At 59.0% G+C, this 22000-nt stretch carries 19 protein-coding genes; 6 read left to right on the top strand and 13 right to left on the bottom strand.

Translation table 11 applies throughout. The features are described from left to right. Positions 1-64 precede the first annotated feature (64 nt). The 4 genes from RBB81_RS11415 to RBB81_RS11430 all read right to left on the bottom strand — a co-directional run bounded on the left by RBB81_RS11415 (position 65) and on the right by RBB81_RS11430 (position 5931). On the bottom strand, positions 65-3586 hold the full coding sequence (locus RBB81_RS11415) for a TonB-dependent receptor (RefSeq protein ID WP_348641567.1): 3522 nt from the start codon (positions 3584-3586) through the stop codon (positions 65-67). 187 nt (positions 3587-3773) lie between these two features. After that, positions 3774-4241, bottom strand: a complete 468-nt coding sequence (locus tag RBB81_RS11420) for a DoxX family membrane protein (RefSeq protein ID WP_183789130.1) — start codon at positions 4239-4241, stop codon at positions 3774-3776. After that, the gene (locus RBB81_RS11425) at positions 4238-4912 is read right to left on the bottom strand and encodes an orotate phosphoribosyltransferase (RefSeq protein WP_183789128.1); all 675 of its coding nucleotides are present in this window, start codon (positions 4910-4912) and stop codon (positions 4238-4240) included. Before RBB81_RS11425 ends, RBB81_RS11420 begins: the two co-directional genes overlap by 4 nt. Positions 4913-5265: 353 nt before the next feature. Continuing rightward, positions 5266-5931 (bottom strand): TetR/AcrR family transcriptional regulator, encoded by a 666-nt coding sequence (locus tag RBB81_RS11430; protein ID WP_353073781.1) that lies wholly within the window; start codon positions 5929-5931, stop codon positions 5266-5268. Between the two features lie 58 nt (positions 5932-5989). Between RBB81_RS11430 and RBB81_RS11435 the strand changes: the two genes are divergently transcribed. Then, a complete protein-coding gene (locus RBB81_RS11435) occupies positions 5990-6559 on the top strand; it encodes an ester cyclase (protein WP_353073782.1) in 570 nt (189 codons plus the stop codon). Positions 6560-6614: 55 nt separating this feature from the next. Next, positions 6615-7229, top strand: a complete 615-nt coding sequence (locus RBB81_RS11440) for an NAD(P)-dependent oxidoreductase (RefSeq protein WP_353073783.1) — start codon at positions 6615-6617, stop codon at positions 7227-7229. Positions 7230-7400: 171 nt separating this feature from the next. Here the strand turns inward: RBB81_RS11440 and RBB81_RS11445 are convergent, their stop codons facing one another. After that, entirely contained in the window at positions 7401-8288 is an 888-nt protein-coding gene (locus RBB81_RS11445; protein WP_353073784.1) for a CPBP family intramembrane glutamic endopeptidase, read from the bottom strand. Between the two features lie 152 nt (positions 8289-8440). Further along, the gene (uvrA, locus tag RBB81_RS11450) at positions 8441-11584 is read right to left on the bottom strand and encodes an excinuclease ABC subunit UvrA (protein WP_353073785.1); all 3144 of its coding nucleotides are present in this window, start codon (positions 11582-11584) and stop codon (positions 8441-8443) included. Between the two features lie 243 nt (positions 11585-11827). On the opposite strand from uvrA, the gene RBB81_RS11455 reads away from it, so the two are divergent. Continuing rightward, positions 11828-12001: a hypothetical protein gene (locus RBB81_RS11455; RefSeq protein ID WP_179580184.1), complete on the top strand. Its 174-nt coding sequence runs from the start codon at positions 11828-11830 to the stop codon at positions 11999-12001. A gap of 61 nt (positions 12002-12062) precedes the next feature. On the opposite strand, the gene RBB81_RS11460 is transcribed toward RBB81_RS11455, so the two are convergent. Further along, entirely contained in the window at positions 12063-12839 is a 777-nt protein-coding gene (locus tag RBB81_RS11460; RefSeq protein ID WP_353073786.1) for a hypothetical protein, read from the bottom strand. A 291-nt stretch (positions 12840-13130) separates the two neighbouring features. Here RBB81_RS11460 and RBB81_RS11465 point away from each other — a divergent pair, with 291 nt between their 5' ends. The 3 genes from RBB81_RS11465 to RBB81_RS11475 all read left to right on the top strand — a co-directional run bounded on the left by RBB81_RS11465 (position 13131) and on the right by RBB81_RS11475 (position 15934). Next, positions 13131-14144, top strand: coding sequence for a hypothetical protein (locus RBB81_RS11465; RefSeq protein WP_257025419.1), 1014 nt, complete (start codon positions 13131-13133; stop codon positions 14142-14144). A gap of 161 nt (positions 14145-14305) precedes the next feature. Beyond that, positions 14306-14959, top strand: coding sequence for a nitroreductase family protein (locus RBB81_RS11470; protein WP_179582040.1), 654 nt, complete (start codon positions 14306-14308; stop codon positions 14957-14959). Between the two features lie 18 nt (positions 14960-14977). Next, positions 14978-15934 carry an alpha/beta fold hydrolase gene (locus tag RBB81_RS11475; RefSeq protein ID WP_353073787.1) on the top strand — a complete coding sequence of 319 codons (957 nt, stop codon included), beginning with the start codon at positions 14978-14980 and terminating at the stop codon, positions 15932-15934. A gap of 207 nt (positions 15935-16141) precedes the next feature. On the opposite strand, the gene RBB81_RS11480 is transcribed toward RBB81_RS11475, so the two are convergent. The 6 genes from RBB81_RS11480 to RBB81_RS11505 form a co-directional block, all read right to left on the bottom strand. Continuing rightward, positions 16142-16741 (bottom strand): UbiX family flavin prenyltransferase, encoded by a 600-nt coding sequence (locus tag RBB81_RS11480; RefSeq protein WP_353073788.1) that lies wholly within the window; start codon positions 16739-16741, stop codon positions 16142-16144. Positions 16742-17123: 382 nt separating this feature from the next. Next, complete coding sequence (locus RBB81_RS11485; RefSeq protein ID WP_179582043.1) at positions 17124-17726, bottom strand: YkgJ family cysteine cluster protein; 603 nt, start codon at positions 17724-17726, stop codon at positions 17124-17126. Positions 17727-17802: 76 nt separating this feature from the next. Continuing rightward, positions 17803-18543: a hypothetical protein gene (locus RBB81_RS11490; protein WP_353073789.1), complete on the bottom strand. Its 741-nt coding sequence runs from the start codon at positions 18541-18543 to the stop codon at positions 17803-17805. A gap of 150 nt (positions 18544-18693) precedes the next feature. Next, the gene (locus tag RBB81_RS11495; RefSeq protein ID WP_353073790.1) at positions 18694-19758 is read right to left on the bottom strand and encodes an SDR family oxidoreductase; all 1065 of its coding nucleotides are present in this window, start codon (positions 19756-19758) and stop codon (positions 18694-18696) included. Positions 19759-19899: 141 nt separating this feature from the next. Next, complete coding sequence (locus RBB81_RS11500; RefSeq protein WP_179583524.1) at positions 19900-20106, bottom strand: hypothetical protein; 207 nt, start codon at positions 20104-20106, stop codon at positions 19900-19902. Between the two features lie 354 nt (positions 20107-20460). Further along, complete coding sequence (locus RBB81_RS11505; protein ID WP_353073791.1) at positions 20461-21984, bottom strand: glycoside hydrolase family 32 protein; 1524 nt, start codon at positions 21982-21984, stop codon at positions 20461-20463. Positions 21985-22000 lie beyond the last annotated feature (16 nt).

Below are 22000 nucleotides of genomic sequence, written 5' to 3' on the forward strand. Positions count from 1 at the left end.
GTACGACGGGTTGAGTAAAGGCCGGTCAACTAATGGACGCGTTGACCGGCCAATAAGTTGATTCTCAGAACAGGAAATGCACCGACGCCTGCAGGGTGCGGCCTCCTCCGACCCCGTTTACGCTGCCCTGGCCGCTGCCGAGGGTGTTTGTGATCTGACCGAAGCTAGAAGCCGTGCAGCAGTTGTTGGTGTTGCTGAAGTTTGGATTGAAGACGAATTGCGGGGTATTGCTCAACTGGAAGGCTTCAATGCGAGTCTCCATGGTGGCTTCTCGGAAGATATTGAAGCTCTTGAACAAGGAGAAGTTGTCCTGAATATAACCAGGGCCGCGGAACTGATTTCTTCCGGTGTTGCCGGCGCCGACATTCTCAGGTGTGCAGGTGGTATTTGTAGGGCATCCGCTGGGGACAGAGAAGGCTGTCGGGTCGAACCAGTGCGCGTTCGCACCGACCTGATGCGTGACATGGTATGTGCCAGTGAGGTTTGCCGTCTGAGAGGTTCCGGGAGTGTTGAGGTTTGCACCGTTTGTGAGGACGCTGAAGGGAAGGCCGGAGAGGACAGAGATTATTCCGGAGATCTTCCAGCCTCCGAGAGCGACGTTCGCGAAGCCGGAGTTGAAAGTGCTATGGCCACGACCAAAGGGAAGCTCGTAGGTAAAGCTCTGCTCGAAGTTCAGGGTGCGGTCGAAGTCGAGTGGAGCGTAGTTTTTGCGAGGGTTCGCATAGAACAAGAGGCCGCCATCGTCAGGGCTGTTCGCGGGCGAGACGTTATTGCTGATGTAGCCCATTGCTTTGCCCCAGGTGAAGGCGGAGGTAAATGCCAGGCTGTTTGAGAATCGTTTTGTCAGTTGCGCCTGAAGGGATTGGTAGTTGGAAGAGAAGGGGAGGAAGTATTGATTGGTCGCCGCAGTGCGTCCGAACAGGATATTTTCAGGATCAGACTTTGCGCCCCCGCCGTAGGTCGTCGGTTGGTTGATGTTCTGAGCGCCGGAGATATCGACGCCGTGGTTTGCGACGTATGCGAGTTGAAGCGAGAGATTTCCACGGAATGCCTGCTGCACTGCGACGTTCCAGGATTCGGCGTATGCATTCTTGAAGGTTTTAGGGATGTAAAAATAGGCTTGATTTTTCAAGAAGCTGGTGTTCGCGGGAATGATGCCGCTGGAGGGGATAGTGACCTTTACCGGGGCGGGGAAGCCGGCCTGGAAGGTAGCTGGCGTTACCCCATCACCAAGTACTGCAGGAGTGAAGGGCGATGCTCCCGCCGGCTGATAGCTGTTGTTGGCGCGGATCGGGTAGTTATAGGCGTAGACGTTGTCCGGGAACGGCATGTAGCTGATGCCGAAGCCTCCGCGGATGACGGTATCGTCTGTCGCGCGGTAAGCGAATCCTGTACGCGGTGCGAAGTACCTGTATCGAGTCTCTAAACCGAGATTGTCCGGGTTGCCGCCGGTGCCCGCGATGACGATGTTGTTGGTCGTGGGATCGTAGTTGGAAAAACCACCGGAGTGCCTTGGCGTTGCAGGCGGATAGAACTCCCAGCGAATGCCGAGGTCGACGGTCAGCTTTGAGGTTGCCTGCCACTTGTCGCTGGCGAAGGCGAAGAACCACCATTGACGGTAGGCCGGAAAGAAGGTGTTGAGGTCGCGTCCCGTCTGACTGGGAAGGTCGAAGAGGAAGCTGGCGATGTCGTTGGAGATGTTTGTTTTTGCCGCGACACAACTGGCTGGCCCGGACGGGCAGACGTTGCTTGAAGTTTGAACGTCGGAGAAGGTGAATGCACCGCGTGGGCTGAAGGTTTGATCCTGGAGCAGGTCGTCGCGGACACGGCGAAGGTCGCCACCAAATTTGATGGTGTGGTTGCGGATGACCTTAGTCCAGTTGTTAACGAAGTCGATGTTCGATTCGCCGCGAATCCATGGGACCGAGGCTGAGTATCCGATGAGAGTTCCGGAGAAGCCGCCGTTGATGGTGAGGCCAACCTGTCCGGAGGTAAAGGGCTGTCCCGCAATGTTTACGCCTGGGACACCCAGAGCGTCCGCGTCGTTGGAGCCGTAGTCGCTTGGCTGTGAGTTGTTTCGCAGGTGGGCAACGCCGAATCGGACTTCCGTGAAGAGGGTCGGAGAGAAGATGTGGTCGTAGTTGCCGCCAGTGCTGTAAGAGGTCTGGAGGCCGGTACCTTCAAAGCCGCCGCCAGCAGGGCCACCCAGGAAAGAGCCAAATGCGGGAGCCTGGAAGGTGTTGACACGCTGATAGCTGTATCGGCCGCTGAGGTGGTTCCGCTCGTTGATGGTCCAATCGACCTTTGTATCGAAGCTGTTTGTGCCCTTGGTGAAAGGAAGGTTGGTCGTGTAGTTGTTGGCAGGGTTGATGAGAGGCGCGCTATGGTTCAGGGTTCCATTGGTAAGGGCTGCAGCATTCACCATCTGCAGAATCTTTAGCGAAACTGGATTGACCGCACTGATCGGTATCTGATTGTTCGCGAAAGGTGTGCGCGGTGTCGTCTTACCATCTCCACTGGCGGGATCGAAGACCTGGCCTATCTTGGTTTGGCTTGCCGGGTCGACTGCTCCGAGGGCAGCGCTGAGATCGATGTTGCCCTGAGCGTTCGGAGTGTAATAACGCGAATCTGGAATGGTGAGAGTGCTGCTAACGCGCTCATGATCTGAGGTTCCGAGATAGTCCGCGAAGAAGAAAAGTTTGTCTTTGATAATGGGACCGCCGATGCTGCCGCCGTAGTAGTTGTACGACAGATGACCGAGGGGGCCACCGAAGTAGGAGCGAGCATTTACGGCGCTGTTCTGAATAAATTCGAAGGCCGAACCGTGGAAGGCGTTCGACCCAGATTTCAGGATGACGTTGGTGACGGCGCCGGTGGCGCGGCCAAGCTCTGCTTCGAAGTTATTGGTTGAGATGTCTACGGTTTGAATGGACTCCGCGGGCGGGATGATGATCTGAAGAAGTCCGGTGCGCTCATCGTCATCGATGCCTTCGATCTGGTAGAGATTGCCCATGCGTGGCAGGCCGTTCGCTTCAGTTTGTAGCGTGCTGGCGGCATTGAAGAATTGGGAGTGTTGAAAGGTCGCAGGCGCCATACCGGGAACGAGATTAAGCAGTGTTTGAAAGTTGCGGTTGGTTCCGAGGGGTAGATCAGCGACCTGTTTGGACTCGATCTTGGTGCTGATGTCGGCACGGTCGGTCTGAAGGAGAGGGGGAGCGGTCGTCACAAGAACGGTCTCCGAGACGCTGCCGGTCACCATGGAGATGTCGATGCGTGTGGAGGAGTTCGTGAGGAGATCGATGTTCTGATGCGTGTCCTTCTTGAATCCCGGAGCCTCTGCGGTGATGTTGTAGGTTCCGGGCGGAAGATCGGGAATGGTGTAGTTGCCGCTCTCGTTGGTCACAGTCTGATGAACGGCGCCGGTCGCGGCTTCTATCACGGTGACTTTGACCCCGGGAACAGTTGCCCCAGTTGGGTCATTGATCGTGCCGAGCAGTGTTGCGTTGACTGCCTGCCCGAAGACACAGGGTGATAGAGCGAGGACGAGAAGGGGAATGATGAGTCTTAGTTTCTTTAGCGTGATCACGTGAAAACCTCCGAAAGGTGTTACAACTTTTCAGGCCCGGAATAGTTATTGTTTGAAGAGCGAACGAACCCTACCAGCGGCGATGGGAGACAGTCAAGAAAATAAACAGGAACTTCCCTTGGCAACGCGTTTATACAGCGGAAAACGGCGAATGCGCGAGGCTTGTTTGGAGAGGTGGGAGATTGCCTTATTGCTTGGGCTGGCGAGGAATCCAGCGCTGCGGGGGAGGGCTGATCAGGAAAGCAATGAAGCAGAGGGCGAGGACGGAGTTCTCGAGAGAGGCACCGAAGAACAGCCAGAAAGGGGAGTTGGGGCCGGGATAGTTCGAAGAGAAGAGGAAGAGCAGCACCATGGTCAGACCGCCGAGGCTAGCCCAGCGGACCAGAACTCCTGCGAGCAAGCTCAGTGCAATCAACAGTTCGGAGATGGCGACGACGGCGCCGAAGAAGACGGCGTGCGGAAGGATGATGTTTTTGAGCAGGGGGCGGATGAAGGCGTAGGAGCCCTCTTTGAGGAACCCTCCGATGTTCTGGGCCATTCCTCCCCAGATGAATTTGGTGCTGGTGAGTTTGTACTCGGCCAAGATGAGGAAGAGAAGGCCGATGGAGATGCGCAGGAAGGCGAGCGCTCTGGATTGTTGTTCGGCTGCGCTCATCTCGATTTTTGCTGAGCGATGTGAGCGGCGCGGACGTCGGAGGCGGTGAAGACCGAGTGGAAGGGGACGCCGGGGATGGCGGCTTCGATGTTGGCGCGGCCGCCCTGTTCGCGGTCTACCAGGCAGAGGACTCCGGCGACGTGCATGCCGGCTTCACGGGTGGATTCGATGGCGGTGATGGTGGAACCGCCGGTGGTGCAGACGTCGTCGACGATGACGACGTAGGCGCCGGGTTTGAGAAAGCCTTCGATGCGGCGGCCGGTGCCGTGGGTCTTCTCGGCTTTGCGGACGAGGAAGCCGTGGATGAGGGTGGGTGCGGGGCCTTCGTCGCTGCGTTCGTCGGGATCGAGTTCGAGGGCGTCGGAGAGTTCGGCGATCTCGTTGTAGTCGGCGAGCGCCCAGGCGCTTGCGCTGGCGGTGTTGGAGACCAGGGGGTCGGCACCCATGGTCAGGCCGCCTACGGCTTCGATCCTTTCGGGATTGGGGAGGATTTCGCGGATGAGGTCGTAGAGGACGAGGCCGGAGAGGCGGCCGCCTTCGGCGTGGAGGGTGGTGATGCGGCAGTCGATGTAGTAGTCCGACTTCTGTCCGCTTGCGAGGGTGAAGTCGCCTAGCTTGAAGGAGTGGGTCGCGATGAGGTTGAGGAGGGTGGTGCGGCTGTCGGTTGACATGGTCAGGTCGATTGTAGAGCAGGTTGTGATGGGCGGTTCGGGGAGGGTACCCGCTGGGGGGACCCAGAGATAAGCCTCTTGCTTGCAGTGATATACGTTTTTTTGGATCGCTAAATTATTCCATCGAAATGGGTTATAGCTAAATTCTTCTCCTGATTGGGGTTAGCGGCGGATAACGGGAAAAGCCCCGGTTTTGTCCGGGGCTTTTGCTGATGTGTATCCAGTGTAGCGGATTTGGTGAAACCAATACGCCACATGGAAGTTGTTTGTTTGCATATGGTTGAGCAGACTAGGGGCTTGACAGGCTGAATTGGCGTTGTTTTATGGAATCGATCACTGGAGGGCGTTGAAGCCTAGGTGGTCTTTACCAACTCGCGGCGGAGGGCTTCGTTAAGCCAGGTTTCGTACTGCTGGGAAGTCCAGTTTCGGTCTCGGACGAGCATGCGATAGAGGTCGCGGCTGGTGAGGCACCAGAGGATGTCGCGCGCGGTGTCGCGGGTGAGACCGGGGCGGAATAGTTTTGCCTTGTGGAGGGCGTCGATGACGAGGAGCTGGCGATCGTAGCGCTGGCAGTCGCGCTCCTCTTCGACGGACGCGAGTTCGGGAGCTAGCATGCCGGCTCCGCGGAGAAGATCTTCGACGGGAACTTCGGACTCGTAGACGCGGCGGGCGATGCGCGAGACGAAGGTGAGGCGCTCGAGGGGGGCGGTGACTTGCTGAACCTCGTTGACGAGAGCGTGGTAGTCGTCGCCAAAGCGGGCCTGATCGAGCAGCTCTGCAACGATGCCTTTTTTGGAGCCGAAGATGGCGTAGACGGTGGGGACGGCTACTCCGGCGGCCGCTGCTACGGCGGGGATGGTCATGCCGGCGTAACCGTTGCGAGTAAGGAGCAGGCGCGCGGCTGCGGCGATGCGGCTGCGAGTTTCGTCGGCCTGACGCTGGCGGGCGGGGGACTCGTAGGTTCGCTTCTGCCTGGGCTTCTTTTTTGCGGTTGAGCCGGGGGTGGACTTTTTCTTCACATTCGCAGTATAGTCAATTATTCGATATAAATATATATATCGAATATGAGGTGCTGTTGTGAAAATCGATGCGTTTCGCTTGAAGTCTCTTCCGATTGCGTTTTCGGTGGCAATCGGCGCGTTGGCTCTCAACTCCGCGGCGCAGCAGCCTGCGGCCCATTCCATGCAAGGAGGAGGACAGATGTCGAACGTTGATGCCCATGCTGCTACGATCCATCGTCTTTATGAGGAGTGCCTGAATCAAGGGCGGACGGATTTGTTGCCTGAGCTGGTGACGGCGAATGTGGTGAATCATACGGGGTCGAACGAACAGAGGGGACTGGCTGCGTTCGAGCAAGGCATGCAGCAGGTTCGAGCGATGTATCCGGATCGTCACTTCACGGTGGACGATGTGTTAGCCAATGGGGACAAGGGCGCGGCGCGATGGACGATGGTTGCGACGAATACGGTGCCCATTCTTGGTGTGGCTCCGACGGGGCGACAGCTGACCAATCATGGCGTGGTGTTCTACCGGTTTGAGGGAGTGAAGATTGCCGAGGTTTGGATTCAGGTGGACCAGCTTGGTGTGCTGCGTCAGATTGGCGTGCAGATTCCTGGTCTTCCGGCGAAGGCTGGAGCGGAGCGCTAGATGCGAAGGCGCTAAACAAGAGGGTGCTGGACAGAGTGAGTGAGAGGAGAATGCAATGCGATTAATGATTCTTGGTGCGACGGGCGGGATCGGACGGCTGCTTGTTTCCGGTGCGCTCGAAGCAGGGCATGAGGTGACGGCGTTTGTGCGTTCTCCAGAGAAGGTAAGCCAGAAGAGCCCGCGGTTGCGTGTGATTGGCGGCGATCTTTTTGATGTGCAGCAGATGGCTGTTGCTGTCCGCGAGAGTGAGGTGGTTATCTCCGGATTTGGTCCGTCTACCCTGCGCAAGACGACGCTGCGGCGTGATTTTGGGCATGCAGTGGTGCAAGCGATGCGGGTGGCCGGAGTGAGGCGTTTGATCCACGTCACGTCGGCGTTTTTGTTTTCGGACGCAGGAGCGATGGTTGCGTTATTTGGCGGCACGCTGTTTCACAATGTGGTGAAAGACCATGTGAGGTCGGAGGCTGAGATGATGCAGCCTGATCTGGAGTGGACGATGGTGCGGCCTCCGCGGCTGGTGAACCAGACTGCAAAGGGTCGGATACGAGAGGTGGCAGGGCACCTGCCGAAGGGCGGCACCGTGATCTCGAGAGCCGATGTGGCGAGCTTCATGCTGAAGGAGGCGGCTGCGCCGCGCTACGTGAGGCAGATTGTCGGGATCAGTGATTGAGTGAAACGACGGGCCAGGTGTTCGAGCTAGAGCAAATTTCGAGTTGATGTAGAGGATGCCGAACGGAGGGCAAAAGCAAATTCCTCCCCCTTCGACTTCGCTCAGGGTGCGGAATGACAACAAAAATGAGCGGTAGAACACCTCTATAGCTATAGCAACAAGAAATTTGCTTTAGCGCGTCATGCGGTCGAGGTGGCGGTAGCCGCCGGTGGCGATGAAGGCGGTGAGGAAGATGGTGAAGTTGTAGCTGGCGTGGATGAGGGTGGAAGCCAGGACGGAACGGAGGCGGATGCGGATGGCGCTGAGGATGAGCGAGACGCAGAAGAGAAGCAGCAGGACGGGCCAGGTGAAGGCGGTCTGCTGGCCGTGGAGCGCGGCGAAGAGGATGCTGGTGAAGACGGCGGAGAAGACCAGGGCGGGCGTGGAGATCTTGTTGTTGGAGTACCAGAACTCGCGGGCGGCGGGGGTGCGGGGGAGCGAGAGCCAGTCGTAGGCGATGGCGACGGCGGGAAGGAGGAAGCCGCGGAAGAGGATCTCTTCGAAGAGGGGGGCGAGGAGGATGCCGAAGAAGGTGACCAGCCAGACGTCCGATGGCGTGCGGAAGAAGTCGTCCATGGGGATGTCTTTGGGGATGGCGATGACGGATGAGATGGCCTGCACGGCGAAGGAGAGGGTGAGGCCGATGGGGATGAGGCGGAAGGCGTTGCGGCGGGCGGCGTCGGGGTTCGCGTCGATGCCGTTGGCGAAGGGACGCTTCCAGAGGAGGGGGAAGACGAACCAGGAGATGGCGAGGGTCGCGAGGTAGGTGAACGCCTCTGAGGCTATGAGCAGCTTGGGCGGAAAGGAGGCGGCTGATAGTTTGCCGCCGATCGCGGGACCGTGAGTGAAGCCGAGGAGAAGTAGCTGGGTGAGGAAGAGGAAGAGGCCGGCGATGGAGAGGAAGAGGAGGGCGTGGCCGAGGTTGGGGATGCGGTGAGGAGCGTCCTCGGGCGCGTCATTGGGGGTGTTGTCCATGGGAGGCTGAAGGATGGCCTCGCCTTCGGGGAGTATGGGGTGCACGACGGGAGCGTCTGATTGGCTTCGGGTCTGGGGTGGGGCGGGAACCGGGTTTGGAGAAAGAAAAGCGGCCGTGTGTTGGGCGATGTCCGAGCTAGCGGATCGGGACACGGGGGACCCGGAGGCTTGGGTTGCGGGGTTCGGGGTTAGTTCGCTCATGCTTTTTTCGTGCTTGGGGCCGGCTTTGAGGCGGGTGGTTTGTTCTTCGATCCTGAATCTTTTCGAGTCCCTGCATTGCTTATTGTGGACTTCTTTGCGGCTTTTGGCTTGATGCTTTTGGGGGATCTTTCGGCGGGTTTGGTGGTGCTGGCTTTGGCGAGACCGGTTTTCTTCTCTGGTGCGATGAATTTGGCTTTTGGCTGTTTGATCGCGTCGGGGGCGGCGGCGATGGTTCGGGGCTGGGGGCCGGCGTGGCTGGTGCCGTTGCGGCTGGCGAAGTTGGATTTGTGGGAGGTGTAGTAGCGGGCGAGGAAGCCTCCGGTGTGGGAGGCGGCGACGGTGGCGATCTGCTCGGGCGTGCCGTGGGCGATGACGCGGCCGCCGCCTTCGCCGCCCTCGGGACCCATGTCGAGGATGTAGTCGGCGTTGCGGATGATGTCGAGATTGTGCTCGATGATGACGACGGTGTTGCCTAGGTCGGTTAACCGGTGGAGGACCTCAAGCAGTTTTCTGACATCGTCGAAGTGGAGGCCGGTGGTGGGCTCGTCGAGGAGGTAGAGGGTGCGGCCAGTCTGGCGCTTGCTGAGCTCGCGGGCGAGCTTCATGCGCTGGGCTTCGCCGCCGGAGAGGGTGGTGGCGGACTGGCCGAGATGGATGTAGCCGAGGCCTACGTCGACGAGGGTTTGCAGCTTGATGTTGACGGTGGGGATGTCTTTTAAGATTGGGACGGCGTCGGCGATGGGGAGGTCGAGGAGGTCGGCGATGGAGTAGCCGTTGAACTTGACGGACAGGGTCTCCTGATTGTAACGACGTCCGTTACATACTTCGCAGAGGACATAGACGTCGGGGAGGAAGTTCATCTCGATGCGGCGCTGGCCTTCACCCTGGCAGGCTTCGCAGCGTCCGCCCTGGACGTTGAAGGAGAAGCGACCAGGTTTGTAGCCGCGCTCGCGCGATTCGGGGAGCATGGCGAAGAGGTCGCGGATGGCGGTGAAGACGCCGGTGTAGGTGGCGGGATTTGAACGAGGAGTCCGCCCAATCGGGGACTGGTCGATCTGGATTACTTTGTCTAGCTGATCGATGCCGATGACCTTGCCGTGCTGGCCGGGCTCTTCGCGGGAGCCGTAGAGTTCTTTGGCGAGGGAGCGGTAGAGGATGTCGTTGACGAGGGTGGATTTGCCGCTGCCGCTTACGCCGGTGATGACCGTCATGACGCCGAGGGGGAAGTGGGCGGTGACGTTTTGCAGGTTGTGGGAGTGGGCGTCTTCGACGGTGACCCAGTTGTTGGTGAGTTCGCGGGGTTGGGTCCGGGCAAGGATCTCGATCTTGCCGGCGAGGTACTGGCCGGTGATGGACGCCGGGTTGTCCATGATTTGCTGAGGGGTGCCGTCGGCGATGAGGTAGCCTCCGTTTTTGCCGGCGCCGGGGCCGAGGTCGAGGACGTAGTCAGCCTTGCGGATGGTGTCTTCGTCGTGCTCGACGACGAGGACCGTGTTGCCTAGGTCGCGGAGGTTTTCGAGGGCGTTGATCAGGCGCTGGTTGTCGCGCTGGTGGAGGCCGATGGAGGGCTCGTCGAGGACGTAAAGGACGCCGCGGAGGCGGGAGCCGATCTGTGTGGCGAGGCGGATGCGCTGGCCTTCGCCGCCGGAGAGGGTGGCGGCGCTGCGGTCGAGGGCGAGGTAGCCGAGGCCGACGGCGTTGAGGAACTCGAGGCGCTCGATGATCTCGCGCTGGAGGCGGTCGGCGATGATGCGGTCGCGGCCTACGAAGTTTATGTTGCGGGCGGAGGTAAGAGCGCGCTCGAGAGGTAGGGCGGTGAAGTCGGCGATCGATGCGCCGTTTACCGTCACGGCAAGGGATTCGGGGCGGAGGCGGCGGCCTTTGCAGACGGGGCAGATGGTCGCGGACATGTACTGCATCATGTACTCGCGATAGCCCTCGGATTTGGTGTCTTCGAGGTTGGAGCGGAGGTATTCGAAGATGCCATGGAAGCCCGTGCGGCCGGCTTCGGCGCGCGGGGGGCCGTAGAGGAAGAGGTTTTGCTGCTCGGTGGTGAGGTCTTCGAAGGGGAGCTTAATGTTGATTTTTGTTTTTTCGGCGAAGAGCTTGATGAGGCGGAGGAGGTAGGCGGAGCCGCTGCCGGGGCCCATGGCGCCGTCGAGGAGCGGCTTGGACCAGTCGGTGATGGTCTTGGCGGGGTCGAAGTCGTAGATGCTGCCGAGGCCGTGGCAGTTGGGGCAGGCGCCGTAGTTGGAGTTGAAGGAGAAGCTGCGGGGCTCGAGGCGAGGGACGTTGATGCCGCAGTCGGGGCAGGCCATTGAGGAGGAGTAGAGGGTTTCGTCCTGCTCGCGGGTGTTGGGGTTCTGGATGCCGATGAGGACGAGGCCGTTGGCCATCTGGAGGGCTTTGGTGACGGAGGTTTCGAGGCGGCGGGTGTCGTATTTGGGGGTTGCTGATTCTTTCGAAGCGGCGGCGAGGGCGGCGTTGGTGTTGTCGGGTGGGAGGGGCTTGAGGATGATGCGGTCGACGACGGCTTCGATGGTGTGGTTCTTGCGTTTTTCGAGACGCATACCCTCGGTGAGCTCGGTCATCTCGCCGTCGATGCGGGCGCGGAAGCCTTGCTGGTCGAGGGCTTCGAGCTCTTCGCGGAACTCGCCTTTCCGGCCGCGGACGATGGGGGCGTAGACGGTGATGCGTTCGCCGGGGGAGAGGGCGGCGATGCGTTCGACGATCTGCTCGGCGGACTGGCGGGTGATGGGGCGGTGGCAGTTGGGGCAGTGGGGCTGGCCTACGCTCGCGTAAAGAAGCCTCAGATAGTCATAGATCTCGGTGATGGTGCCGACGGTGGAGCGGGGGCTGCGGCTGGTGGTTTTCTGCTCGATGGAGATGGCGGGGGAGAGGCCGTCGATGGCGTCGACGTCGGGGCGCTCCATCTGGTCTAAGAATTGTCTGGCGTACGCCGATAAGGTTTCCACGTAGCGGCGTTGGCCTTCGGCGTAGATGGTGTCGAAGGCGAGGGAGGACTTTCCGGAGCCGGAGAGGCCGGTGACCACGGTGAGGGTGTTGCGCGGAATGCTGACGTCGACGTTGCGCAGATTGTGCTGGCGAGCGCCGCGGACGGTGATGTGAGTAATGCCCATGAGATGTCTGTGGCGGTGTTCGGCCAAGTCTCTAGAATACGGCATTTTTAGGGGGAGGGATTTGCTGGAGGGATCGTTGGTTTGGATCGAGGCAACCCCAGAATGGGAAAGATGTATCCGAAGGAGCAATAACAGCTACTTTCGGGCCATTGTAATCACACAGAAGTTTGTAACAATAACCACGATGTAAAAGTCTTGTTGCCGGCGGAATGGGCTGGCGGCCTGGGAATCCGAGGAGTGGGTGTGAATTCGTCGATTGTATTGGTTTCTGCGGTGTTGGCTTCGTTGGCGGTGGGCGTCCTGGTGGCCTACGGAGTTTGTATCGCCATGTTTAGTGCGTTCCAGATGCACGCGCGTCAGATTGCGGGGAATGCTGCCCGGCAGGTGTCGGCCACTGTGCAGGTGCTGAAGAGCTAGGCGCCGTGTCGAGAGCCTGGTAGCTGCGGGCTGTCTGAAGGTTCAATTGGAGATTCGAGAGTTATTGAGGCGGAGCGGGCTGGCGGAGGCGCTGGAGCTGCTCGTAGATCTGCTGAGGCGTTTTGACGCCATTGGGTGAGTCCGGCTGGGACGCGTCGGCCGGAGTCGCTGAATCTGGTGTGGCGGGAGTGATGGGCGGGGCCGTTCTATTCCGGGCGGAGGGTGCTTCAAAGGTGGAGGGTGGTGGCGGCTCGGGTGCTGGTTGAGCCTGTTCGGTATCGGATTTGTCGTCGAAGGTTTGCGCGTTCGGGTTGGGAGGCGTTGGACCGCCTTGGCGCGGGGTGAGGATGAGTTCGGCGGGCGTCGTGCCATCGCGAGCCACTAGGAGCATATTGCTGCCGGTGCCGTCCAACAGATCGGCTAATACCTGATCCGGCGCGGCGGGACCGTAGTGGCCGAAGACGCGCTCGTCCATGACGCCTCCTGTGATCTTTATGCCGGTCTCGCGGGAGATTTGACGGAGGATCTGATTGAGGCTGGAGTTGTCGGCGGTGACCGAAAGGATGCCGTTGGCCAGAGTGACCTGGGCGTGCTTTGGCTGCTCCTGGGATGGAGTGAGGGGCGTGGCGGGCGTGGGCGGCGGCGTGGGTGCAGTGGTGAGAGCTGTGGCTGGGAGGGTGGACAGCGTCTGGACCGCGCCCGCGGGTTTAGCCTGCGGAGCCGGAGCGGTCTGCGCCGACAGCAGAGCGGAGAAGGCGAAGCTGGCGGCGGTGATGAGACGAATTGGCGTGCTGCTCTGCATGTAGTTGTAGGACGAGTTGCGGCGAAGGAATGTCATCCGTGACGAGTACGTGCTCTCATGATCAGCTTATCGCGGACGAGGCTCGGTAGAGTTACTTTTCTATCGCAGCCAGCGGGTTGGTCCTGTTCGTTCCGGAGCTTTCGAGTGGCATGCAATCATGAGTGAAGGATCCGACTCTTTTGATTCAGGTGTTTGGTGACGACGACTTTGAAGACGCCGCCTGTCTGGATTTGTGAGAGTGGCTGTAGACTGAGGATGCCTTTGGCGAGTCTCGAATCAGTCCGCTGAGTCCTCGAGGCACCGCAACAGGCTAATATGGCGGGCGTGATGATTAGATTGAAGACCGGATGGCTGACGTTGGGGCTACTAGTGGGAGGGGTTGCGTCGGCTGAAGTGTGCACGACGCAGTCGCAGATGACGGGGGCGGATCGGGACGCTTTGGCTGCAGCGGCTCGCGGGCTGGCAACGAAGGTTCAGGCCGGTGATGTGAATGGTCTGCGTGCGGCCACAGCTGCGGAGTACGCGAAGGACTTCGGCGGCATTGGAGATGTTGTGGGCAGCACTTCAGCGCATGTGAAGGGCGGCGCGTTGCAGGTGGAACAGGTGTATCTGCTGGATGGGTCGCAGCTGAAACGTGGTGCGGATGGGTCGGTGCCCGATGCACAGTTTTTCTGTTCGTTGAATAAGTCAGCGGCTGAGGCAGATTTTATTATCTCTGGACTCGCTCCGGGACGTTACGGATTTGCGATGGTGGATGTCCGGGATGGAAGCTCGCCGTGGCGGCTGTCGTTTCTTTTACGTCAGGATCAGGGGCAGTGGGTGATGGCGGGGTTTTATCCGAAGCCTCTGCTGGCGGCGGGGCATGATGGGTTGTGGTACTGGACGCAGGCGCGATTGATGACCGCGCAGAAGGAACACTGGAATGCATGGCTCTACTATCAACAGGCGGAGAGTTTACTGAGGCCAACAAACTTCATTCAAAGCACGCACCTTGAGAAGCTGAAGGCAGAGGAGACTGCCGCTGCTCCGCCCGCATTGTCGGAGGGCGTGAGTGCAGAGTCTCCGCTGGTGGTGAAGGGAACTGATGGAGCGGAGTACCGCTTTACCGCGCTTGGCGTTGATGACTCCCTGGGGAATGACAAGGTGGATGTCACAGCACACTTGAAGGTGGACCAGCTTGGGGATGCAGCTGCGGCCCGGAAGCGAAACTCGGATGCGATGAACGCACTGCTGGCTGCGTATCCGGAGCTGAGGAAGCCGTTTCATGGAGTCTGGATGATTGCGGAGGTTCCCGGTCAGAACCCCTTCGCGACGGAACAGGCGATGAGCCAGATTCATTGAACACACGGCGAGGATCGCAGCATCATTTCAGATGACTGATAAGGGTTTGATGGGGTAGTGATATCTTGAGAATCGTTTCTGCAGGACGATAGGCAATGCGCCGGACGAAGACTCACCTTCCAGGTTAAAACTGTCACTCTATTGATATGGATAAGAAAGAAATGACGACAAAAAATAAAAAGACATTGAGTCAGGCAATTCAGGAGCGCAGAGCGACACCAAGTTTTGATGGTGCGTCGATTCCTGTTGAGGACCTGCGCCAGATTCTCGATGCGGGTCTGCATGCACCGAGCGGGTACAACCTTCAGCCCTGGCGGTTTGTCGTGGTGCAGTCGGTGGAGCAGAAGAAGAAGCTGCGTGGAGCGAGTTACAACCAGGGCAAGGTGGAAGAGGCGTCGGCGGTAATTGTGGCCTGCGGCGATACAGATGGATGGCGTAAGGATCTGGACCTGATACTCGAGAAGGGACGCAAAGGCGGGATGCCGGAGAGTTACGCGGCGCAGGCACAGAGCAGCGTGCTGAACTACATGTCGAGCTTCAGCAGCGGACAGATGCAGGGTTGGCTGAATAAGCAGGTGATGCTGGCGTTTACGCACATGATGTTGATGGCGGAGGTGATGGGATATGACACCGCGCCGATGGAAGGGTTCGAACAGGACAAGGTGCATGAGGTACTGCGGCTTCCGCTGAGCTATTGGGTAGTTGCGCTATTGGCGATTGGGCATGTAAAGGGTCCGGACAAGTTCGATGGCGGTCGATTTGAGATCGGACATACCGTATTTGGCGAAGAGTTTGGCAAGCCTCTGAAGCTGTAAGGTGGAGATGATTCTGCTATGAAGCTTGCACTGCGCGTTTTGGCTGTTCTCTTGCTTTTGATGATTTCGGCCGGGCTGATCTTTTATCGATATCCCCTTTGGGTTGCGGATCAGCACACTCGATTTCATCTGTGGCGCGAGGGCGTGAAGAGCGAGTATGTCGAAGCTGGCGGGTACAGGCTCCATTATTTTGAGGCGGGACCGGCGGGCGGGGGTGGCACGCCGCTGGTGTTGGTTCATGGGTTGGGGGCTCGGGGGGAAGACTGGGGGGCGATGATTCCTGCGCTGGCTGCGCAGGGATTTCATGTGTACGTGCCGGATCTGCTTGGTTTCGGCCGATCGCCCAAGCCCGATGTGAGCTACTCGATCTCGCTGCAGGAGCAGACTGTGGCTCAGTTTATGCAGGCGGTGCATGTTGCGAGGGCAGATGTTGGTGGATGGTCGATGGGCGGCTGGGTCGTGATGAAGCTTGCGCTGGATCATCCGGAGATGGTGGATCGGCTGATGGTGTATGACAGTGCGGGGCTGTATTTTCCGGCTACGTTTGGGCCGGAGTTGTTTACTCCGAGCGATCCGGCTGGGGTAAGGAAGTTGATTGCGATTCTGACGCCGAAGCCTCGGGTTATTCCTGACTTTGCGGCGGAGGCGATGGTGCGGAAGCTGCAGGCCAATGCGTGGGTGGTGAATCGCAGTACGGCTTCGATGATCGGCGGGCGAGATCTGCTGGACTTTCGTTTGCATAATATCTCGCAGCCGATGTTGATCGTGTGGGGCGCGCAGGATGAGTTAATTCCGCTGGCGTCGGGCGAGGCGATCCATAAGAGTGTGCCGCAGTCTGTGCTGGATATCGTCGAAGGGTGCGGGCACCTGGCTCCAGCGGAGTGTGCGAAGCCGGTGGTCGAGGGGACGGTGGAGTTTTTGCGAGCGCAGCCGCCTATGCGCGGGGGTGGCAGGACGTTTGCTGCGGGGTATTAGAGCGGTCCTGCCGGACGGGCCCACTTCGCGTGGGGCGGTTACTTCGTGACTTGTAGACCCCTTCGGCTGGTCCTCCCGTTGGTCGGGGGAGAGATTGATTTCGACCAACGGGAGAACCTTCAAGGTTCGTTCTAGCCGTGACCGGTATACGCGTCACGAAGTGACCGCTCTCCGCGCAGGAGGCCCGTCCGGCAGGGACAAAGGTTTCTAGTCGGGTTGCCACTGGTAGGCGTTGGGTTGGGGCAGACCGATGTGGGCCAGGACTCGGTGGATGAAGTTGCGGGCCATCTCTTGTGTGCTTTGGGGATGGTTGTAGAGGGTGGGGATGGCGGGGAAGATGGTGGCTCCGGCGTCGGAGGCCAGCTGCATGTTGCGGATGTGGATGCGGTTGAAGGGTGTCTCGCGGATGCAGAGGATGAGGGGGCGGTTCTCTTTGAGGCAGACGTCAGCGGCGCGTTGGATGAGGTTTGCGGCTAGGCCGTTGGCGATGCTTGCCAGGGTGCCCATGGAGCAGGGTAGAACGATCATGGCGTCGGTCGGGTAGCTGCCGCTGGCGATGTTGGCTCCGATGTCGTTTTCGGCGTGCTGTTGGAGTTTGGGGCAGGAGGAGCCGAGGAGCTTTTCGGCGAGGTCGTTGCGGCCGCTCAGGTTGAGCTCTTCGGCGAAGACGCGGAGGGCGCTGTCGGAGGCGACGAAGTTGATCTTTGCTACGCGCTCGTCGGCGGCCAGGGCGCGGAGGATCTCGGCGGCGTAGATGCTGCCGCTGGCTCCGGTGATCGCTAGGGTGATTTTGCTAGGTTCTGGCATCAGGTCTGATTATCACCCCTTGGGGCTACCCCCTGGGGGTATCTCGAGCGTAAGCCTATTATTTTGAAGTACATGGCGATTTCCCGTTTCGGTAAAATCTTCTAAATAAAGGGGTTACTGGCAAAATCGTCTAAACAATGGGGTTACGGCATTTCCTTTCGTAGGGTGAAAAGAAAAGTGGCCCAGCAGGTTCGCCGGGCCACTTGCTTTGATGCTTCTACGTTCAATTATAGCGGACCGGCTGTAACTGATACGCCATCTCTCGGGGCGAAATTTTTGGGGTACAGGAGTTCTATTTGCAATGAGTTACGCGGGGATCGCATGTCAGGGATGACTGGCGAGGGCTTGACAGTTTATTTGGCTGCTTTGCGATTTGGCGAGGTCATTGGCGGAGGGCGTAGGCAATGAGAGTCTGGCCGTGGAGAGCGTGGGCGGCGTTGAAGGTCTGATTGCTGGCTTCCTCCTGGGCGGGGATGGTGGGGTCGAGTTCACAGGTGGCGATCTCTTCCGCGGTGGCGTGGATGAAGCAGAGCTCGCAGGTGGCGAGATTGACTTCACCGTTGTCGCCTTCGCTGCGCATGGGTGGTCCGAAGGTGCGGCAGAGGATGGGGCGGTATTCGTAGAGGTCGCAGGTGCCGTGGTCGGGGTCGAGGACGGGGCAGGGCTCGTCGTTGGCGAACTCTTCGAAGAGGATGGCGGCTTCGTGGTCCTCGCTGAGGATGCCGGTGGTGAGGTCGCCGGGGAACCAGGGGTCTAGGCGGGTTAAGGATTCGGCTACTCGTTTTTTGATGCGGAGGGATTTGGCCGGGTCGGTTTGCTCGAGGACTGCGAGGCCTTCGCGGAGGCGTGCTCCGTCTTCGTGGGCGATGGGGAAGACGCCGATGCAGCATTGGGAGCAGCCGGGATGGCAGACGAGGTGATGGCCTCCGCGCTGGTAGGCGTCGGCTGCGGCTGTGTCTACGATTTGGATGAGGGTGTCTGACATTTGCAACGAAGTGGAAGGATTTGCGTTTTAGGCGGATGCTCACATCTCGGGACCTGTGTCATACGATTTGAGAAGGTCATTCGTGCGGAAAAGGGAAACGTGCGCTCGTTGTCCATTTCTTTCCGTCGATCTCTACCGCCTGTGTTGGTCGCAGCTTCGCTACAAACGTTTCGTACTCGGCAAGTTTTGCAATCGGTACGAACAAATTGTATCCGTGCTTCGTTTGTACGGAGCGGGCATCTCTAACGGTCGGAAAATCGGCTGGCCAATTTGCACTGGATTTTGCGTATGCAAATGGCCATATGATTACTTCGAAAAAAGGGGGCTGCCAAGGTTTGGGATCGCTGACGCGAAAAGCGAATAGTGTTTCGAATGCCGTCTGCAGATCGGAAGGTAGTTTTCTTGTAAGTAGATCTGGAATGCTTTGGCGAAGTGGACCGTACACGGAGACTGTCTTGAAGCCGTTCGCGGCGTTTACAACGAGAACGTTGGTTGGCATATCAGTTGCATCGACAATGCTGTAGCAATCGTTGAATTCGGAAGCGTGATCGAGATGCGAGAGTGAGAGTAGATTTTCTATTTCGATTTTGGAAAGGTGGCCTGATACATAGTGGCCAGATCGTCGATTTCCTTGCCAATAGATTACGGTCCCATCGACGTAAAGAGCGAAGGACGGAGAATCGGAGCCAATCGCCATCGCCCAAGGATTGTATTCTGTGAGGAGAACGATCGGCTGTAAGCCCTTCCATTGATTTTTCTTGTTCGATGCGGAGAGGCCGCAGTCTTGGGCATGCGTTGTTGAAACCAGGGTAGCCAAGAGCAACGCAATCCGAAGAAAGTAAGTGGAGCGTAGCGCTGTCCTTCTAGTCGCGTTCATTAGTTTCTTAGACTCCGGAAGCGATTGTAAAGGTCCATCGTGCGGAATGTAGGTTCGCAGCGCTTATTGATCGCCCTTTTCAAGGGGCGACTAGGGGATGATGCGGTCTTGGCGGAGGCGGGTGAAGAGGTCGTGGAAGCTTTCGTCGGTGGGCTGGTAGTCGAGGAAGCCGAACTTGCGGCTCTTGCTCATGTCGGTGACGACTTCGATGGGGCGGCCGAGGTCGGCGTCGGTGTGCCAGGCGGAGGCGAGGTTGTTGAGGTTGGGTTCGATGAGGTTATGGGATTTTGCAATGGTGCTCCAGATCTCTTCTGTGCCGGCCAGTTGTTGTTCGAGCGGCGTGATCTGGCTGGGAAGTGGAGCGGGTTCGATGCCGAACCAGTCGGCGAGGCGAGACCACATCCAGCTCCAGCGGAAGACGTCGCCGTTGACCACGTTGAAGGCATGATGGCGTGCTGCGGGAGTTGTTGAGGCCCACTCGAGATGGCGGGCGAGGAGTCTTGCGTCGGTCATGTCGGTGAGGCTGTTCCACTGGGCCGAAGAGCCGGGGAAGACGAAGGGGCGGCCGGTTTCGCGGCAGATGGTGGCGTAGACGGCGAGGGTGACGCCCATGTTCATCGCGTTGCCGAGGGCGTAGCCGATGATGGTGTGCGGGCGATGGATGGTCCAGCTGAACTGGTGATGCGTGGCGGAGGCGAAGAGCTCGTCCTCCTGGGCGTAGTAGAAGTTTTTGATGTCGAGACGGGGCTGGTCTTCGCGAAAGGGTGTGGCGGGGAGTTTGCCTTTGCCGTAGGCCTCGAAGGGACCGAGGTAGTGCTTGAGGCCGGTGACCAGGGCTACGTGACGGACGGACTTGGCGGGCGCGACGGCCTTAAGGAGGTTGCGCACCATTGCGGAGTTGACGAGAATGTTTTCGGCTTCGGTAGGTTGGCGGAGCCAGGTAGTAATGAAGACGTGCGAGGGTTTGAGATGAGAGACTGCGTCGCGCAGAGCGCTAGGATCGAGGAGGTCGGTGGCGATGAAGTCTACGCCTTCGATAATGTTTGAGGCGCGACGGGCGAGGCCGTGAACCTCCCAGCCGTTGGACAGGAGCTGTTGCGCGAGGTTGATGCCGACGATGCCGGTGACTCCGGCGATGAGTGCGGTGCGGGACATGGGAGATCCTCTCGGTCAGGGGCCGACTGCGATTGGATGAAGTTTGTGTGTGTGGCGATTCGGAGGAGGGTTGTGTGCTCGATTGCGCGTTCGAGGCACCGGCCGGGCCTGCAGATTGGCTGGCCGACCGGCGCCACGTTGTTACACAGCTTTGCGCTGGAAGGTTGTTTTTTTGGTTCCAGCGAAGGAGTCCTTCGCCTTGACGGATGCGGTCGACGATCCGGCGAGGGATTTGTCGCCGCCTTTTGCCTGAGCTGCGGCCTTTTCACGTGCGGCTTGAAGCTTCTGTGCTTTTGGGCTTAGCCCGCGTGTCTTAACTTCGGCTGCTTTTGGAATGAAATCACTCATAGAGAGATCGTATAACGGGCTGATGGTTTTCGAACAGGGTTTGGCTTTTGTGGTGAAGTAGCCCTTACCTTCACTGAAGGCTTGGCAGGGTCGGCTAGTTCGAAATTCGCTTGATTCTTCTCCTCGCGCGGAGATACAGCAATCCAAATCCGCACATGCCCGCTAAGGCTGTCCACGGATCATTTGGTTTGGGGTTAATTGTCAAATCTCCGACTAAGACGAGACCGCAGAAAACCGAAACGATCAGAAAAAACCATTTACCTATTTTCAGCGTCGTCAGAATATTCACGGGTAAGGTCTTACTCCTCTAATCGTCACTTCACTCGTCTAAGCTTTTTGGAGCGTTGCTTTGTTTTACCAGATTGATTTGAGCTCCCAGAGTTGGCCTTCGCTTTGGATTGGCTTGGCGTCGTCGGGGAAGATCTGGATCTGAAGATTGTTGGAGACGGGGAAGACCAAGTCGGTCATGGCGATGGTGCCGTCCTGGGCGAAGGCTTCGACGGAGGATCGGTCTACGATCAGGGTGAGGTCATAGGGGCGGGTGGTGATGAGTGGCGAGGTGGTGCGGACGGGGAAGTCCGGACTGATGGCTGCGCCTGAGTGGGTGCGGTCGATGTAGAACTCTTTCTTGTTGGTGTCGAAGGCTACTTCGGTCCAGTGTTGCTGGTCGGAGTAGATCCTGAGGCCGAAGACCGGTTCTACGGGGTGGCCGAATTGGAGTCGGATCTCGAAGGGAGGTTGGATGGTATGGCCGCTTCCGTAGAGGGCGGAGGAGTTGATGGAAAGGGCAGAGACTTCGTAGTTTTTTCCTCGGAGGGGAGCGACGACGGGCTCCTGAATGAGGGCCAGGCCTGCGGAGTCGCTGATGTAGGAGAGACGACGGGGAAGACTCATCTGTCCTCGCCAGGGTGTGGTGGGGATCTTGGCGGCGTACTGCCAGTTGCTCATCCAACCGAGGAGGGTTGGCTTCTGATCTTTGGGAAGACTGTTGAAGCTGATGGCGCAGTAGTCGTCTTTGCCGTAGTTGGTCCAGCCGTGGGAGCCGCGGAGGCGGGACTGATGGAAGGCTTTGCCGTCGAAGTCGCCGAGGAAGTACTGCTCTCCGGAGCCGCCTTGCGGAGCGCCTGGGTTGAGGCCGACTTTGAGGGCCCAGATGGTCCTGGCGCTGTTGGATGAGGGGACGCGGATGAGGTCGGGGCACTCCCAGTCGCCGTTGGTGTCGCCGGTGGGGCCGAAGTCGCTGAGCTGTGTCCACTGCTTGAGGTCGGGGGAGGAGTAGAAGCGGACCTTATGTTCTTTGGGCAGGGAGACGGCCATGATCCAGTGGTGCGCGGTGGGATCCCAGGTGACGCTGGGGTCGCGAAAGTCGGCCATGTGCAGATCGAGGACGGGGTTGCCGGGGTACTGGGCCCAGTTGCGGCCCTTGTCCAGGCTGACGGCAAGGTTTTGGGTCTGGCGGATGCCTTCTGGAGTTTGGGTGTGGCCTGTGTAGATGGCGACGAGGCAGTCGCCGTGAGTGCAGAGGCCGCTGGTGTTCTGGTGATCGACGACGACGCTGCCGGTGAAGATCATGGTGTCGTCGTGCTCGGGGATGGCGACGGGGAGCTCGTGCCAGTGGAGGAGATCGGTGCTGACGGCGTGGCCCCAGCTCATGTGTCCCCACTGGTTGCCGAAGGGGTTGTACTGGAAGAAGAGGTGGTACTCGCCCTGGTAAAAGACGAGGCCGTTGGGGTCGTTGGTCCAGTGTTCTTCGGGGGAGAAGTGGACTTGCGGGCGATAGGGCTGGTCGTAGTCGGAGGTCTGCGCGCAGAGGGGCAGGACTAAGAAGGCCAAAGTGGCAACGACTCGGATTACTTCGTGGGAAAGCCTCTTCTGCATGGAAACTCCCATAGAT

It is taken from the genome of Tunturibacter gelidoferens (assembly GCF_040358255.1).
GTDB classification, from domain to species: Bacteria; Acidobacteriota; Terriglobia; order Terriglobales; family Acidobacteriaceae; genus Edaphobacter; species Edaphobacter gelidiferens.

Excerpts from the sequence above, each read along its gene's own strand:
- RBB81_RS11505 (WP_353073791.1), bottom strand. The coding sequence starts at position 21,984 with ATGCAGAAGAGGCTTTCCCACGAAGTAATCCGAGTCGTTGCCACTTTG.
- RBB81_RS11495 (WP_353073790.1), bottom strand. The coding sequence starts at position 19,758 with ATGTCCCGCACCGCACTCATCGCCGGAGTCACCGGCATCGTCGGCATC.
- RBB81_RS11425 (WP_183789128.1), bottom strand. The coding sequence starts at position 4,912 with ATGTCAACCGACAGCCGCACCACCCTCCTCAACCTCATCGCGACCCAC.
- RBB81_RS11470 (WP_179582040.1), top strand. The coding sequence starts at position 14,306 with ATGACGACAAAAAATAAAAAGACATTGAGTCAGGCAATTCAGGAGCGC.
- RBB81_RS11420 (WP_183789130.1), bottom strand. The coding sequence starts at position 4,241 with ATGAGCGCAGCCGAACAACAATCCAGAGCGCTCGCCTTCCTGCGCATC.
- RBB81_RS11475 (WP_353073787.1), top strand. The coding sequence starts at position 14,978 with ATGAAGCTTGCACTGCGCGTTTTGGCTGTTCTCTTGCTTTTGATGATT.
- RBB81_RS11500 (WP_179583524.1), bottom strand. The coding sequence starts at position 20,106 with ATGAGTGATTTCATTCCAAAAGCAGCCGAAGTTAAGACACGCGGGCTA.
- RBB81_RS11485 (WP_179582043.1), bottom strand. The coding sequence starts at position 17,726 with ATGTCAGACACCCTCATCCAAATCGTAGACACAGCCGCAGCCGACGCC.
- RBB81_RS11440 (WP_353073783.1), top strand. The coding sequence starts at position 6,615 with ATGCGATTAATGATTCTTGGTGCGACGGGCGGGATCGGACGGCTGCTT.
- RBB81_RS11460 (WP_353073786.1), bottom strand. The coding sequence starts at position 12,839 with ATGACATTCCTTCGCCGCAACTCGTCCTACAACTACATGCAGAGCAGC.
- RBB81_RS11465 (WP_257025419.1), top strand. The coding sequence starts at position 13,131 with ATGATTAGATTGAAGACCGGATGGCTGACGTTGGGGCTACTAGTGGGA.
- uvrA (WP_353073785.1), bottom strand. The coding sequence starts at position 11,584 with ATGGGCATTACTCACATCACCGTCCGCGGCGCTCGCCAGCACAATCTG.
- RBB81_RS11480 (WP_353073788.1), bottom strand. The coding sequence starts at position 16,741 with ATGCCAGAACCTAGCAAAATCACCCTAGCGATCACCGGAGCCAGCGGC.